Below are 14338 nucleotides of genomic sequence, written 5' to 3'. Positions count from 1 at the left end.
GTACGCACTTAGTGGCGCAGTGTTTTCTCAGCTCTCGGACAGACCGTGGCGTGGTAGGACTTGTAGGATTCACCCACTATGGTTTTCTTAGACACGATGCAGATTCACCCACGCAATAGGCTCGCCGCGGCACGACCCGCGCGTTCCCAGCGCCGCCCACATTCGGTGGGCTGGCGCCTGGGTGCCGTCGCGATCGTGGTGCTTGCTGTCATCGCGGTGGTGACCTTGGCTAGGACGCTGCTGCACATCCCGGGCATTGTCGACGCCTCGGCGCACGCCACCCGTGACCTCAACCTCTGGCCATTGGGCGGCTTCCGTCGGGCCTCGCTGTGGTACGTGCCGTGGCTGAACACATTCGGAAATATGCTGCTCTTTATGCCCTTTGGAGCCACCGCGCTGGCGGTAGGCAAGACCTTGGGCAAGGCCGCGCGCCCCAGCTTGCGGCGCCTTTCCTTCGGCGTGGGGGGCACCGTTTTCTTAGGATTTCTACTTAGTCTGGGTATCGAGGCGGCGCAGTACATCTTCGCCATCGGCTTTAGCGATATCGATGATGTCATCTTCAACACGCTCGGCGCCGCCGTGGGCACCGGCGTCTACGCACACCTAGATAAAGGCCGCCGCCTCACAGCGCTGCGCGCCATAACAGCGGTGGGCTGCGGGCTGCTCGTGGCCATAGTTGGTGCGAACCTCGCCGGCATCATCGGCTAAGGGCTACCCCTGCTCCGCGCTCCACGATGTGTCCGTTGGCCCAGCTGGAAACGTTATCTTCCTCACCCAGCGCCTCAAAGGTAGCCAGCGGCTTGTCTGAGACCACCCCATCTATCTGATCCACCCCGTACTCCTCAAGCAGGACGGGGGCCAAGGGAGTGGAAGGCCCCAGCAGAATGGTCTGTGCCTGCCGCGAGAGCTCTATCAGGCGCGGTGCCGTCTTGTTGACAAAGGCCGAGCCGGAGATGAAGACGAAATCGCACTCCGGCAAGAGGTACTCGGCGGCGGAATCCGGGTAATCGCCCTCGTTGAGCTGGCGCTCGAGCATGTAGAACTCCGCGGCTGAGTGCAGTGCTTTCGGCGCGAAGGGGAAGTGGCCAATGACGGCAACCTTCTTGCCCGTCACTCGTTCGCTGAAGGGACTAAACACGCGGTCCCAGGACACGCCCGCAGCTGCGCTCCCGCCTGAAGAAACAGCTGCAGCACCGGCTGGATCTATAACAAAGCCATGCTCGGCGGCCACGGACGCGGTGGAATAATAGGAATTCAACGCTGCCAGCCCAAAGGAGGCCTCGGAGAAGTTCCAACTCTTGGAAAGCTGGGCTATGGCGCGCACCGGAATCCCCACATAATCATCCATCATCTGCGCTGGGCGCGAGGAAGCACTCATGGTCAGCGCGATGCCGCAGCTGGGGTTGTTGGTATAAATGCGCGTCCACCGCGGGCCCTGAGCGGCACGCACCACGGTAATATCGCGCGGAATCGCGTCGATGAGCTCGTCATACAGGTCCCATGCTGACATGTGAAATCCTCCGCCTCTTAGTGAATCTGCACCAGTGTAGGCGCGCATGGATAATGCTAGAGGGCAGGCGCGGATTAGCCTACGTTATTTTCACCGAGCTGACAGCACATACTCAAGGAATCTGCATGACTGGGAAGGGCCACGGCCGCCGCAGCTCCTCGCGGTAGGTCTCGAAGGGGTAGCCCAAAGAAACCTCGACGTGGCTGATGCCATCCACCCGCGTCTCGGCGGGGATGTGCAGGTGGCCGTGGATGGCCATCCGGGCATTAAAGCGCTTGGCCCAATCCCGGGTGGCACGCGTGCCGCACCATAGCGCGATTTCCCTGTGCAGCAGGCGGTGTGTTGCTTCCTCCACCAGCGGCCAGTGGTTGACCAGGATCTTCGGGCCCGGGGTCTCCTCCAGGCGTGCCTCGGAGTATTCAATCCGCTCCGCACACCATTGCGGGATGTCCACGTAGGGAGCAATAGCCAGCTCATCATCCAGCTTGATCTTGGCGGCGTCGATAGCCTGCCGCGCGCTGAGCCCGGCGGGCCGGAAGGAATAATCGTAAAGGGTAAAAAGCGGGCAGACCGCCGCATCCCCGAAGCGTGGGAAAGGATCCTCAGGCGTCACCACACCGAGGACGCGTAGCTGGCCCACCAGCATGCGGTAGCGCGCCTTGCCGTTGAAGCGATCAGACTTGCGATTGAAAAGCTCGTGGTTTCCCGGCACCCAGATCACCTTGGCGAAGCGCTCACTCAGCAGCCGCAGCGTGCGCACCACGTCGGGGATGCGCTCGGCCACGTCACCGGCCACGATGAGCCAGTCACCAGGATTGTGCGGAGCAAACTCCTCCACCACCTGCTGGTTTTCCGCAAAGGTGGTGTGGAGATCACTTACCGCCCACAGGGTTTTTGCCATGGTGTTCAGTGTATATGGGTCTCGAAGGCTCTATACTGATCCACCTACTGAGCTCTAGCGAGTGAGCTCCTAAGCCGCTTAGCGCTGGGCGTGCAGGAGGCGCGCGACGGCCTGAGGCACGGCCGCAGCAATCTGGGAGGCCGAACAGATGCCCATGCCCTCTGGGGTCTGCGCGGCGATAGCAGCAGCGTGCTGGTGGATGGTGGCGGCGTGCAGCAACTCATGGACAATGTCCATCTCACCCGCGTGGTGAAGCTGCGCCAGCACAGCACCGATGATTCCGGAGAGCACGTCCCCGGAACCGGGCGTTGCTGCGTAGGAATGCCCCGCATTGAATGCGAAAGCCCCGGTATGTGGCCCCGCCACGACGGTATTGCGGCCCTTATGCAGCACGAAACACCCGAGCGCGGCGGCCAGCTCGCGGACGTTGGCGGCGACCCCGCGCCGCGGATCGAGGTCGCGTAAAAAAGTAGCCTCATAGATGCGGGTGAATTCGCCGGCATGCGGGCTGAGAATGACCAGCCCGTGTGCCTTGAGCAACTGGCGCAGGCTGGGGTGGAGGGAGAGGAGGGTGATGGCATCGGCGTCGACAAGCAGGGGCTGAGTGTAGTGGGTGAGCAGATACTCGAGCTCCGCGCGCGCCGCCTCATCCGTTCCGCGGCCCGGGCCCACCACCCAGCATTGGGCGTGGACATCCTTGGCATCGGCGTGGAGGACCACCTCGGGCAGGTGCTGGACGGTCTCCGCGTTGCCCACCACCCGCACCATCGAGGGCGTGGCACGAACCGCGCCCGTGGCGGCGAGGATGCCCGCGCCCGGATAGCGCTTGCTACCTGCACAGATGGCGGCGACCCCGCCGCTGTACTTATCGCTGGATGCACGCGGTGTGGGATCGATGATCGGGCCGGTGCAACCCACCGGGCGTGGCGCCGTGGCCCAGCCGCCGTGGGTATCGCGGATCGATTCGCTGGGCCACCCATAGGTGGCGGGCAGCGTGGGCTCATAGGCTATCGCGCCGACGGGCGCGCCGGCCGAGTTCGCGCCCTGTACTCCGCCTTGTTCGAGCTCTTCGGCGAAGCTACGCGCCGCGCCGGGCAGCTGCAGATCGCATAAGACCACCTCGCCGCACTCGGGCGCTGCTATCTGCCCGGCGCGCGCCAGGCCGAAACTGACAGTGACCGTGGCGTGGACAGCATCGGCGGCGGCAACGCCGGTATCCGCATCAATGCCGGTGGGCATGTCGATGGCCAGCACCGGCACGCCGCGAGAGTGGGCCTGGCGGTAGAACTCAAGGCCCAGACCGGCCAGCCCGCGGGCGGAGGCCAGTCCCGCCACGGCATCGATAAGCAAGGCAGTGGAGTCTGGCAGCTCTGCTATCTGTGTGTCCTCCGGCTTAAGGAAGCGGCCGCCAGCCGCGCTAAAAGCCGCGCCCGCGCTGTGGTGTGAGACCCCTGCGATGGGATAAGCATCCACCGCATAGCCCTGCGCGGCGAGGAAAGCCCCCGCATAAAGGCCATCCCCGCCATTGCCGCCGGGACCGACAAGGACGAGCACGCGCCGCCCGGAGTGGGCATCGAGCATGGCGGCGGCAGTAGCGGCGACCCCGCGCGCAGCCAGGCGCATGAGTTCATCGGGGAAGCGTTGCTGCGCCAGGAGCGCGGATTCGGCGGCGCGGACGGATTCGACAGTGAAGGCTTTACGCATGTCACCGAGTCTAGGCACGAATACCTCTAATAGGCTCGAGTATTGAGTGACAATTGAGGCAGCAATACTTCGATAGAGATCTCAGACAAGGAGCGCAGTTCATTGAAAGATAGCGGCGAAAACGTAGACGGTAATCGCGGTTCCTATCGGCCGCGGCTACAGAAACTGGATGAAGAGTCCGGGGCTATGCTCGCCCGGTTTCAAACAGGAGAGAACCCGCTGGTGCATCCAGATTGTGATGTAGCCGATTTCTCAGGGAGTGACTTTCCAGAGATTCACTAATGGCCATCCGGGATTTTGATCTGGACAGTACTGAGCGCCAAGAACTCATCACGTACTTGCTTGGCTGCTGGTACTTAGACCAGGTTGATGGTGCGTGGGCTTATGTGCCGATGCTAGTAGAACAACCTGCCCTCTACCTATCATTTGGGGTAGGGATAGAAACCAAGCAAGGCTCGATGATCAACGTCGCTGAGTCTGCACGGGAGATAATAGAAGGCCACGACTTGGGTTTCAAAGAAGCTATCTACACCGCGAATGTTAGGGTCGAAAACCAGGGTTGAACTCCGGGGTAGAACCCCGATCCACAACGAAGGCGAAACGCGCCTGAACGTTGAAGATGCGGCTCGGCGAGGAAGACAAGCCTGACTTAAGCCGCCTGGCAGTGCGGACACCAAAACAGGTTGCGCCCGTCCATGACCTTTTCGCTAATAGGGCTACCGCACACATAACAGGGGAGGCCGGCGCGGCGGTAGACGTAGACTTCGCCGCCGTGATCGTCGCGGCGCGGGTCGCGGCCCATGGCCTCCGGGGTGTGGGCGGGCCGCACGGTATCGATGCGTCCAGCTTCCACGCCTTGAGCCATGAGCTCGACCAAGTCTTGCCAGAGGGCGTCGAACTCGGCTGCAGTGAGCTGATTGCCGGGCCGGAAGGGCGAGATCTTCTGGCGAAAGAGCACCTCCGCGCGGTAGATATTGCCCACACCGGCAAAAAGGTGTTGATCCATGAGCAGGGAGCCGATGGCGCGCCGAGAGCGATGAACCTTGGCCCAGACTGCTTTCGGGTCGGCGTCCGCGCGCAACGGATCCTGGCCGATCTTGGCCAGGGCCGCGTGGTAAACCTCCTCGGTGATAAGGCGGCACCACTGCGGTCCGCGGAGGTTCGCCGCGCGGATTTCGGTGGCCAAATGCAGGCGAATCTGGCCGTGCAGGTCGTCGGGGTCCTCGAAGCGCAGCTGCCCGATGAGCCCTAAGTGAATGTAGAAGATATGCGCCGGGCGAGGTGCGTCGAAGTGCAAGAAGAGATGCTTGCCAAAGGCCTCTGCCACGGTGAGTTGGGAGCCTGTGACGAGGGCTGCCTCCGCAGAAAAGCGGCCTTGGGGGCTGGTGACGTGCAGTGCCTGGCCGCGGAATTCGGCATTGAGGGTGCGGGCGAGACGGTGGATGACGTGACCTTCGGGCATAGACCTACTCTAGAACGCGGGGGAGACTCTGCAGACAATGCGGTCAACTGCACCCGGCAATGCAGGCTTAGAATCTGAAGCGACGCGGTGCAGTAGAGTTGAGAACCGATTGTCCGGGGAGAGCGAAATACTCTACGTAGAAAGGCACCGAGGCGTGGCGCGCACATTAGGTTTCGACCGCGAGAAGTACATCGAGATGCAGTCGGAGCACATCGCAGCCCGGCGCAAGGAGATAGGCGGCAAGCTCTACCTGGAAATGGGCGGCAAGCTCTTCGATGACATGCACGCCTCCCGGGTGCTGCCCGGCTTTAGCCCGGATAACAAGATTGCGATGCTCGAGCGCATCAAGGAAGACGTGGAGATCCTGGTGTGCATCAACGCCAAGGACATTGCCAGGCACAAGGTGCGCGCGGATCTGGGAATCTCCTACGAGGAGGACGTCCTGCGCTTGGTCGACGTATTCCGCCAGCGTGGCTTCTTGGTTAATACCGTGGTGATGACGCAGCTGGAGGAAGGAAACGTGCAGGCCGAGGCCACCATAGACCGCCTGCATAGGTTGGGGCTCAACGTTGCGCGCCACCGCGTCATCCCCGGTTATCCGGCGAACACCGAACTCATTGTCTCCGAGGAGGGGCTGGGGCGCAACGAGTTCGTCGAGACCTCCCGTGACGTTGTCGTGGTCACCGCGCCGGGTCCGGGTTCAGGCAAGCTGGCTACCGCGCTCTCGCAGGTCTACCACGAGTTTCGTCGTGGCAACCGGGCAGGCTATGCCAAGTTTGAGACCTTCCCCGTGTGGAACCTGCCGCTAGATCACCCGGTCAATCTTGCTTATGAGGCCGCCACGGTCGATCTCAATGACGCCAATGTCATCGATCATTTCCATCTTTCTGCCTACGGCGAGTCCACCGTCAACTACAATCGCGACGTCGAAGCCTTTCCGCTGCTCAAGGTGTTGCTGGAGAAGCTGACTGGCTCCACTCCCTATCAGTCCCCGACGGACATGGGAGTGAATATGGCCGGCTTCTGCATCATCGATGATGAGGTATGCCGCGCCGCCGCCAACCAGGAGATCATCCGCCGCTACTTCCAGGCCTTGGTCGAGGAGGCGCGCACCGGTAGCGATTCCACCAAGTCAGATCGCGCGGCCGTGGTCATGGCCAAGGCGAAGATCAAGGTCGAGGATCGCCTCGTCGTCGCCCCGGCCCGCGCCCGGGCTGAGGAGACAGGGGAACCGGCGGCGGCTATTGCGCTTGGCGATGGCACTATCATCACCGGCCGCACCTCCGAACTGCTTGGTTGTTCCGCGGCGATGGTGCTCAACGCGCTCAAGCACTTAGCCGGAATCGACGACGGCGTGCACCTGCTCTCCCCAGGGGCAATCGAGCCTATCCAGACGCTCAAGACCCGCCACCTGGGTTCACGCAATCCACGCCTGCACACCGACGAGGTGCTCATTGCGCTCTCGGTCTCTGCCGCCACCGATGACAACGCCCGCCGAGCCCTGGAGCAGCTGCGGGAATTGGCCGGCTGCGACGTCCACACCACCACCATCCTTGGCTCGGTGGATGAGGGAATCTTCCGTAACCTGGGCGTGCTCGTCACCTCCGATCCCGCCTTCGCCCGCAAGCAGGCGCTCTATCAGAAGCGCTAAGCGTTCGGCACTAGTTGGTCGGGGGCCGTGAGCCGATTTAGAATCGAGCCGTGAGTATCGGCAAAATTCTTCTCTATTACTGCTTCACCCCGCTCAAGGACCCTGAGGCGGTCATGCTGTGGCAGCGCACCCTCTGCGAGTCCCTAGGGCTCAACGGCCGCATCCTCATCTCCTCCCACGGTATTAACGGCACCGTGGGCGGGGATATGGAGGCCTGCAAGCGCTACGTGCGTGCCACCCGCGAATACCCCGGGTTCAAGAAGATGGAATTCAAGTGGTCTGAGGGCAGTGCCGCGGACTTCCCACGCTTGTCGGTGAAGGTACGCGAGGAGATCGTGGCCTTCGGCTCCCCAAAGGAGATCAAGGTCGATGCAGAGGGCATCGTCGGCGGTGGCGTGCACCTTAAACCCGAGCAGGTCAACGAGCTGGTGGCCGAGCGCGGGGATGAGGTTGTGTTCTTCGATGGACGCAACGCCATGGAGGCGGAGATTGGCAAGTTTAAGAACGCCGTCGTGCCCGATGTAAGAACCACCCATGACTTCATCGCGGAGATCGAGTCCGGCAAGTATGACTGGATGAAGGACAAGCCCGTTGTTTCCTATTGCACGGGCGGCATCCGCTGCGAGATTCTCTCGGCGCTGATGAAAAACCGCGGCTTTAGCGAGGTCTATCAGATAGACGGTGGGATCGTGCGCTACGGCGAGAAGTACGGCAATGAGGGGCTCTGGGAGGGTTCCCTCTACGTCTTCGACAAGCGCATGCACCACGAGTTTGGGCAGGGTGTGCAGGATCCGGGTTTCATCCAGCTGGGGCACTGCGTGCACTGTGGGGTGGGAACGAACTCCTTCCACAACTGCATCAACGAGGATACGTGCCGCCGGCAGGTGCTCATCTGCGCCGACTGCGCCTCCCACGTGAAGACCCAACACTGCGGGAGAGTCGATTGCGCGGAGGTGGCGGCTGCAGCGGCTGCTGAAACCGTGCCGGAATCTCGGGGCCTAGCTTAGAGGGCGGGTCCTATCGCCAGCTGGATGTTGTTGATGGTCCAGATCATGAAGTTGAAGGCGAGGACCCAGAAGATGCCCATCCATGCGCGCCAGCGCAAGTAGCGGCGCAGCTTAATCACCATGATGATGGCATCACCTACCATTGCCGCCAGCGGAATGACTAGGGTCAGAATCGCCCACGCGTTGCGCTGAGTAGTCGAGCACAGCCACACGGCCTCCCCGCTCTCACACAGCGGGCCGCCGATGAGCCGCATGATGATGGCTAGGACAAAGGCAAAAACTGCTGAAGCAACAAGCGAGACAGTCATGAACACGATGGCCTGGCGGGTGGACTTGCGGTTGGCCTCAGCCACCTGCAGGGGATCGGGCTGATCGGCTAATTCATCGAAACTATGCGGCTCTGGCCGGCGCAGGTTGGAATAGTCTGCGTCTGAGGTCAGATCGTTTTCGGGGTGCTCCCGATTGCGTTTCGAAGTCATGGGATCGATGTTAGCTATAACACGGACGAACGAGAACCGGCACCCGCATGTGCGGGAGGAGTGCGGTGGCGGTAGATCCGAGGAATACGCGGGCCAAGGCTCCTTGGGGCACCGAGGCAAGGCAGACTAGATCGCCCTTCTTCCACTTCAGGGCGTCGACCGCGCCGCCCCAGCCGCTGCCGGTGCCGATGGCGGAGGTGACCTCTAGCTGGGGGAAGGCATCGAGGACGCAATCGCGCGCGCGATCGAGCATGGACAGCGAATCCTCCCGCCACTCCGAGGCAAGCTTGGAAATGTCGATCTTATCGTGGAGCGGGGTTTGGAAGAGTCCGTTGGCGGAGAAGGCCAGAATGCGTAGCGGGGTATTCCAGCTATCCGCGAGATGAGCTGCGGCGAGCAGGGAGTTCTTCTCGTTGTCGGCGCGATCATTGTCGCCACCGAGTTCGCTGCGATCCGTGAGGGCGAAGTTAACCCGCGTCACGCCGTGCTTGGAGAGCTTGATGCCACGCGGGACTAGCCCGAGCGGGACAGGTGAATAGTGCAACAGCGTATCCGCTGTAGATCCTGCGAAGAAGCGGCCCTTGGGGGCGGCTTGGTTGGGGCCGAGCAAAATGGCATCTGCCCCGAAGTCCGCGGCCATCTCCGTGAGGAGGTTCGGCCGCGAGGGTCCGTCCACCAATACGGAGGGCTTTTTGTCCCAATACTTCTGGTCTATGCCTGCGGCGGTGAGCTCATGGCGCACCGTTTCATCGCAGGCAGCTGCCTCCGCTTTGAACCACTTCTTATACTTCCCGCCGAGCTTCGAGAAGGAGGTGGAGCCCCAAGGCTGAAAGAGCGTGGAGACTACGCGCACCTGAATGGGCATGGTGCGCCCTAACCACGCGGCGAATTCTATCGCCTCATTCCCGGTGGAATGCGGGCTCCACGAAACGAGAATCCTGATGGGAGCGCCGGGATCCTTCTGGAGGAGAAATGCGGGGGCGGTGTCAGTGTTTTTCTTTGCCATTAATGCAAGCACCTAGGAAGAGGTGAAGAAGTGGTGGGGTGAACGAGGAAGATGAACAAAGTCTTGCCCCATTATCGCATTAGGGTGAAGAAGAAAGAAATTCCGACTTATAAGCTGTGTTTAATGCCAATGATGGCTCTGCCACGCTAGAGCTACTCCTTGGTCATGCTGGGACGGTAGACTTCCGCCAGCTTCGAGATGAGGCCGCCGACTTCGCGGGCCCCCTCAAGTTCTTCGGGTTCCAGCCAGCATAGGATTGCGGCCAGTGCCTCCGCACGCTGCTGGGAGACCAGATCGAGCTCAGATTCCCCGCGCTCTGTCAGGGCGACCAACACGCCGCGGCGATCCTTCTTATCGCGATGACGCTCAACAAATCCTTGGCGCTCCAATTGGTACAGCGCGTTCGATGCGGTGGGCATGCGGATGAGCTCCGCGGCGGCGATGGTGCTCACCCGGGATGGGCCGCGCAGACGCAATTGATTCATGATAGAGACCTGCGAGGTGGTCAGCGAGGTGCCCTCAGCCGTGCGTTGGAAAATCAGCAGCAGCTTATTAAGTGCAGGCTGGATATGGCGCGCGACGTCGAGGGCGTCATCATAATTGGAGGGGGAATCCGCAGCTCGTTCACTCATGCACTGCAGTTTAACTGGCACAGGCCCCCATGGGTAGTTAGGTTATTAAAAATTTTCCTTTTGAGAGGCAAATAATCTTTCCATGGGGGTGCGTAGGTGCTTCTTAGGAACCCAAGATGAAGCGCTCGAGCTCCGCGCGGGCGTCCTCATCGGCCATCTGGACCGGTGGGGACTTCATCAGGTAGGCGCTAGCCGGCAGGATCGGTCCTGCCAGACCGCGGTCGAGTGCAATCTTGGCGGCGCGAACGGCGTCGATAATAATGCCGGCGGAGTTAGGGGAGTCCCAGACCTCCAGCTTGTACTCGAGGTTAAGCGGCACCTCGCCGAAGGCGGAGCCCTCCAAGCGCACATAGGCCCACTTGCGGTCATCGAGCCAGGGCACATAATCGGAGGGGCCGATGTGCACGTTGCGGTCTTGGATCTTGCCAGCCAGCGGAGAGTCATGCAGGTTAGAGGTCACAGCCTGGGTCTTGGAGATCTTCTTCGACTCCAGGCGGTTGCGCTCGAGCATGTTCTTGAAGTCCATGTTGCCGCCCACGTTGAGCTGCATCGTGCGGTCGAGGCGGACGCCGCGATCCTCGAAGAGCTTGGCTAGGACGCGGTGGGTGATGGTGGCTCCCACCTGGGACTTGATGTCGTCGCCCACAATGGGTAGCCCGGCGTCGACAAACTTCTGCGCCCACTCGGGATCGGAGGCGATGAACACGGGGAGAGCGTTGACGAAGGCGCAGCCGGCGTCGATGGCGGCCTGGGCGTAGAACTTATCGGCCTCCTCCGAGCCCACCGGGAGGTAGGAGACAACGACCTCGGCGCCCGCCGCGCGCAGGGCAGCGGCGACATCGACCGGCGCGGCATCCGATTCCTCAATCGAATCGCGATAGTAGGAACCTAGTCCGTCCTTTGTGGGGCCGCGCTGGACTTCCACGCCCAGCTCGGGGACCTCGGCGATGGTGATGGTGCAGTTGCGGGAGGAACGGGTGGCCTCACCCAGATCCTTGCCCACCTTGTCTGCGTCGACGTCGAAAGCCGCGACGAACTCGACATCGCCAACGTGGTAGTCGCCGAAGGTGGCGTGCATGAGGCCGGGGATGCGCGCGCTGGCATCGGCGTCGCGGTAGAACTCCACGCCCTGGATGAGGGAGGTGGCGCAGTTACCCACGCCTACGATCGCTACTTTTACTTTTCCTGACAACGCTCAAACTCCTTGATTGGCTTTCTTAAAACTCTGTGGCAGGTGCCGTACTCGATGCGGCGTCACCTGCCCCAAAGCACGAGGTTAAGCAAAAAATGATGGGCTGGGGCCAAAGGAGCAAGGTGGATCGATAAAGAAGGACTCGATAGACTCGACACGATGAATTCTGTTGCCTATAAGCACGTTGTCTCCTACGAATGGGAACGCGCGCAACACCTGCGGCAGCTGCGCCTAGGCCAATTGCAGCGTGAGGATGTGTGTGATGCCGATTTCTTGTTGCGCGCAGCCGCTCGTCACCACGGGGTGACCATGGATAGGGCCTGTCCCGTGTGCGGGCAGCCCTTGCGGCTGACGCTGTGGGTTTATGGTTCCTCCCTGGGCCGGCGTGCGGGCAGCGCGCGCAGCGAGGAAGAAATCGCCGGGATGGTCGCGGAGGGAATCGAGTTCACGGTGCACGAGGTAGAGGTCTGCCCGGCCTGTCACTGGAACCATTTGCTCACCGCAGCCACCGCCTATGCTGCGTGTTAGTTTTTCCCATGCTGGTGGAGGAAGTAAGCTGCAGGTATTTAAGTTTGTTCCGTTAATGAATGAGGACACGAAACAGTGACCGAAAAGGAAGCAGCGGCGCAATCGCGGCGCAAGAGCACGAAGTCTAAGGCACGGAAGAAGCGACGGTGGCCGATCATCCTCCTGGTGATCGTTTTGGCACTCGTGGCCATACCGGGTGGCCTTTTTGCTTATGCCTATTCCCAGTACCAGGTGCCCGAGCCTAAGGACCTGGTCAGCAACCAGGTTTCCACCATCTACGCGGGTGATGGCACCACGCAGCTGGCGCGCCTCGTCCCGCCGGAGGGCAACCGTACCCAGGTTGGTCTCCAAGATATTCCGGACTACGTGGAAAGCTCCGTCCTGGCGGCAGAGGACCGTGAGTTTTGGACCAACTCCGGTTTCTCCTTCACTGGTCTCGGCCGCGCTGTGTTGGGCAAGCTCACCGGTGATTCCAGCGCCGGCGGTGGCTCGACCATCACGCAGCAGTACGTCAAGAACACCCTCGTGGGTGATGAGTACTCCTACGTGCGCAAGGTTCGCGAGCTTATCTATTCCATCAAGATGACTCACGAATGGTCTAAGGAAGACATCCTCAACGCCTACCTCAACACGGTCTACTTTGGACGCAATGCCTACGGCATCCAGGCGGCATCGAATGCCTACTTCAACAAGGATGCCAAGGACCTCACGGTGGAGGAAGGTGCCTTGCTCGCCGGGGTCATCCAGTCCCCGTCGGTGCTTGATCCTTGGGTAGACAGGGAGAGTTCCGAAGCGCGCTGGAACTACGTGCTCGACGGGCTGGTGGAGACCGGAGTACTGGATCCCGCACAGCGCAACGCCATGGTGTTCCCGGAAACGCGTGATCCTGCCGAGTACTCCGCCTATTCCGAGGCACCTGGTGCCAATGGGCACATTAAGAACCAGGTCATCAACGAGCTGGCCAGCGTCGGTATTTCCGAGGATCAGGTCGCAACCGGCGGTCTGAAGATCACTACGACGATCGACATGAACGTCCAGCAGTCCACCATCGACGCGGTCGATGCGCAGCTTAATTCCCTGCAGGATGATGCCCGTGCGGCCTCCGTGACCATCGATCCACGCACCGGCGCTGTGCGCGGCTACTTCGGCGGGCATGACGCAACGGGCTGGGACTACGCCAACTCGCCGCTGCAGACCGGTTCGATATTCAAGGTGATGACCTTGGCCGCGGCGTTGCAGCAGGGAATTAGCCTTGATACGCCTTATTCCTCTGAGCCTTATCAACTGCCCGGTTCTCAGGTTGTCACCAACGTGGATACGGGCTGCGGTAGCTGCTCCATTGCGGAGGCTTTGAAGAAGTCCTACAACACTTCCTTCCTGCGTCTCCAGGATGATTTGGAGAACAAGACCCAAGACACCGCCGACATGGCGCACGCACTCGGCATTGCCAAGTCCCTGCCCGGCATCGATGACACCCTGACCGAGCATGGCCAGACTCCTTTCGAGGGAATCGTGCTGGGCCAGTACCAGTCCCGCCCTCTGGATATGGCAACGGCAATGGCCACCTTGGCTAACCAGGGTGTCTGGCACAGTCCGCACTTCGTGCAGAAGGTAGAGAATAACTTCGGAGAGGTGCTCTACGAGCACCCCAACGATGATGGTGAGCGCCGCGTCTCGGCCAACGTTGCCAACAATGTCATCTCCGCCATGGAGCCTATCGCCGCTTGGTCTAATGGTGCCTTGGCGGGCGGAAGGCAGTCTGCTGCTAAGACCGGCACCACGCAGCTAGGCAACACCGGCAACAACAAGGATGCCTGGATGATTGGTGCCACCCCGCAGCTTGCCAGCGCGGTATGGGTCGGCACCGCCGATAACACCTCCGCCATCTTCAACTCTTCGGGCGGAATCATGTACGGCTCCAACTCGCCCACCCAGATCTGGAAGTACGTTCTCGATAACTCCCTGGCTAACTCGGACTTCGAGACCTTCCCGCAGGCCTATCCGGTTCGCTACGGCAAGGGAAGCCCGGGCAGCGGCTACTACTACACGCCTACGCCTTCGAGCCCCTCCACCGGTGGCAATGCCGGCGCCCAGACCCCCGCAGAGAGCACTCCCGCGGAGCCTCCTGCGGAAGAGAGTGCCCCGCCGGCGGAGAATCCCCTCCCCGAGCTGCCGGAGAACCCGCTGCCCCCGGCTCCGGAGGCGCCCTCGATCGAGGACCTCATACCCCAGGGAAACTTGCAAGATCTCTTCCGATAGGAGCGCA

At 61.4% G+C, this 14338-nt stretch carries 14 protein-coding genes; 6 read left to right on the top strand and 8 right to left on the bottom strand.

What is annotated here, in order from left to right; translation table 11 throughout:
* Positions 1–78: 78 nt before the first annotated feature.
* Positions 79–708, top strand: coding sequence for a VanZ family protein (locus tag F4V60_RS11870; RefSeq protein WP_084559223.1), 630 nt, complete (start codon positions 79–81; stop codon positions 706–708).
* Here the strand turns inward: F4V60_RS11870 and F4V60_RS11865 are convergent.
* The 3 genes from F4V60_RS11865 to F4V60_RS11855 all read right to left on the bottom strand — a co-directional run bounded on the left by F4V60_RS11865 (position 698) and on the right by F4V60_RS11855 (position 4115).
* Entirely contained in the window at positions 698–1510 is an 813-nt protein-coding gene (locus F4V60_RS11865; protein WP_075730768.1) for a Rossmann-like domain-containing protein, read from the bottom strand. The two genes, F4V60_RS11870 and F4V60_RS11865, sit on opposite strands and share 11 nt — an antisense overlap.
* A 112-nt stretch (positions 1511–1622) precedes the next feature.
* On the bottom strand, positions 1623–2411 hold the full coding sequence (locus F4V60_RS11860; protein ID WP_075730767.1) for a metallophosphoesterase family protein: 789 nt from the start codon (positions 2409–2411) through the stop codon (positions 1623–1625).
* 78 nt (positions 2412–2489) lie between these two features.
* Positions 2490–4115 (bottom strand): bifunctional ADP-dependent NAD(P)H-hydrate dehydratase/NAD(P)H-hydrate epimerase, encoded by a 1626-nt coding sequence (locus F4V60_RS11855; protein ID WP_075730766.1) that lies wholly within the window; start codon positions 4113–4115, stop codon positions 2490–2492.
* Between the two features lie 281 nt (positions 4116–4396).
* Here F4V60_RS11855 and F4V60_RS11850 point away from each other — a divergent pair, with 281 nt between their 5' ends.
* Positions 4397–4678 (top strand): hypothetical protein, encoded by a 282-nt coding sequence (locus F4V60_RS11850; RefSeq protein WP_075730765.1) that lies wholly within the window; start codon positions 4397–4399, stop codon positions 4676–4678.
* An 86-nt stretch (positions 4679–4764) separates the two neighbouring features.
* Here the strand turns inward: F4V60_RS11850 and F4V60_RS11845 are convergent, their stop codons facing one another.
* Positions 4765–5577, bottom strand: coding sequence for an Fpg/Nei family DNA glycosylase (locus tag F4V60_RS11845; RefSeq protein WP_075730764.1), 813 nt, complete (start codon positions 5575–5577; stop codon positions 4765–4767).
* A 154-nt stretch (positions 5578–5731) separates the two neighbouring features.
* Between F4V60_RS11845 and F4V60_RS11840 the strand changes: the two genes are divergently transcribed.
* Positions 5732–7228: a DUF1846 domain-containing protein gene (locus F4V60_RS11840; RefSeq protein WP_075730763.1), complete on the top strand. Its 1497-nt coding sequence runs from the start codon at positions 5732–5734 to the stop codon at positions 7226–7228.
* Between the two features lie 50 nt (positions 7229–7278).
* Entirely contained in the window at positions 7279–8235 is a 957-nt protein-coding gene (gene trhO / locus F4V60_RS11835; RefSeq protein WP_075730762.1) for an oxygen-dependent tRNA uridine(34) hydroxylase TrhO, read from the top strand.
* On the opposite strand, the gene F4V60_RS11830 is transcribed toward trhO, so the two are convergent.
* The 4 genes from F4V60_RS11830 to F4V60_RS11815 all read right to left on the bottom strand — a co-directional run bounded on the left by F4V60_RS11830 (position 8232) and on the right by F4V60_RS11815 (position 11544).
* The gene (locus tag F4V60_RS11830; protein ID WP_075730761.1) at positions 8232–8714 is read right to left on the bottom strand and encodes a hypothetical protein; all 483 of its coding nucleotides are present in this window, start codon (positions 8712–8714) and stop codon (positions 8232–8234) included. The genes trhO and F4V60_RS11830 overlap by 4 nt on opposite strands.
* 10 nt (positions 8715–8724) lie before the next feature.
* Positions 8725–9720 (bottom strand): universal stress protein, encoded by a 996-nt coding sequence (locus tag F4V60_RS11825; protein WP_075730760.1) that lies wholly within the window; start codon positions 9718–9720, stop codon positions 8725–8727.
* 152 nt (positions 9721–9872) lie between these two features.
* Complete coding sequence (locus F4V60_RS11820) at positions 9873–10352, bottom strand: MarR family winged helix-turn-helix transcriptional regulator (protein ID WP_075731367.1); 480 nt, start codon at positions 10350–10352, stop codon at positions 9873–9875.
* Positions 10353–10455: 103 nt separating this feature from the next.
* Positions 10456–11544, bottom strand: a complete 1089-nt coding sequence (locus tag F4V60_RS11815; RefSeq protein ID WP_075730759.1) for an inositol-3-phosphate synthase — start codon at positions 11542–11544, stop codon at positions 10456–10458.
* Between the two features lie 159 nt (positions 11545–11703).
* On the opposite strand from F4V60_RS11815, the gene F4V60_RS11810 reads away from it, so the two are divergent.
* Both F4V60_RS11810 and F4V60_RS11805 read left to right on the top strand, forming a co-directional pair.
* Positions 11704–12072 carry a DUF5318 family protein gene (locus tag F4V60_RS11810; protein WP_075730758.1) on the top strand — a complete coding sequence of 123 codons (369 nt, stop codon included), beginning with the start codon at positions 11704–11706 and terminating at the stop codon, positions 12070–12072.
* A 75-nt stretch (positions 12073–12147) separates the two neighbouring features.
* Positions 12148–14331 (top strand): transglycosylase domain-containing protein, encoded by a 2184-nt coding sequence (locus F4V60_RS11805; protein WP_075730757.1) that lies wholly within the window; start codon positions 12148–12150, stop codon positions 14329–14331.
* Positions 14332–14338: the final 7 nt, after the last annotated feature.

The sequence above is a fragment of the Corynebacterium flavescens genome (genome assembly GCF_008693105.1).
Classification (GTDB): Bacteria; Actinomycetota; Actinomycetes; order Mycobacteriales; family Mycobacteriaceae; genus Corynebacterium; species Corynebacterium flavescens.
Note: the sequence above shows the minus strand (reverse complement) of the source record. Positions and strands in the feature narration are given on the sequence as shown.

What these genes read in the sequence shown, in the direction of transcription:
- F4V60_RS11820 (WP_075731367.1), bottom strand. Translation starts at nt 10,352, where the DNA reads ATGAGTGAACGAGCTGCGGATTCCCCCTCCAATTATGATGACGCCCTC.
- F4V60_RS11870 (WP_084559223.1), top strand. Translation starts at nt 79, where the DNA reads ATGGTTTTCTTAGACACGATGCAGATTCACCCACGCAATAGGCTCGCC.
- F4V60_RS11825 (WP_075730760.1), bottom strand. Translation starts at nt 9,720, where the DNA reads ATGGCAAAGAAAAACACTGACACCGCCCCCGCATTTCTCCTCCAGAAG.
- F4V60_RS11865 (WP_075730768.1), bottom strand. Translation starts at nt 1,510, where the DNA reads ATGTCAGCATGGGACCTGTATGACGAGCTCATCGACGCGATTCCGCGC.
- F4V60_RS11850 (WP_075730765.1), top strand. Translation starts at nt 4,397, where the DNA reads ATGGCCATCCGGGATTTTGATCTGGACAGTACTGAGCGCCAAGAACTC.
- F4V60_RS11810 (WP_075730758.1), top strand. Translation starts at nt 11,704, where the DNA reads ATGAATTCTGTTGCCTATAAGCACGTTGTCTCCTACGAATGGGAACGC.
- F4V60_RS11830 (WP_075730761.1), bottom strand. Translation starts at nt 8,714, where the DNA reads ATGACTTCGAAACGCAATCGGGAGCACCCCGAAAACGATCTGACCTCA.
- F4V60_RS11855 (WP_075730766.1), bottom strand. Translation starts at nt 4,115, where the DNA reads ATGCGTAAAGCCTTCACTGTCGAATCCGTCCGCGCCGCCGAATCCGCG.
- F4V60_RS11845 (WP_075730764.1), bottom strand. Translation starts at nt 5,577, where the DNA reads ATGCCCGAAGGTCACGTCATCCACCGTCTCGCCCGCACCCTCAATGCC.
- F4V60_RS11860 (WP_075730767.1), bottom strand. Translation starts at nt 2,411, where the DNA reads ATGGCAAAAACCCTGTGGGCGGTAAGTGATCTCCACACCACCTTTGCG.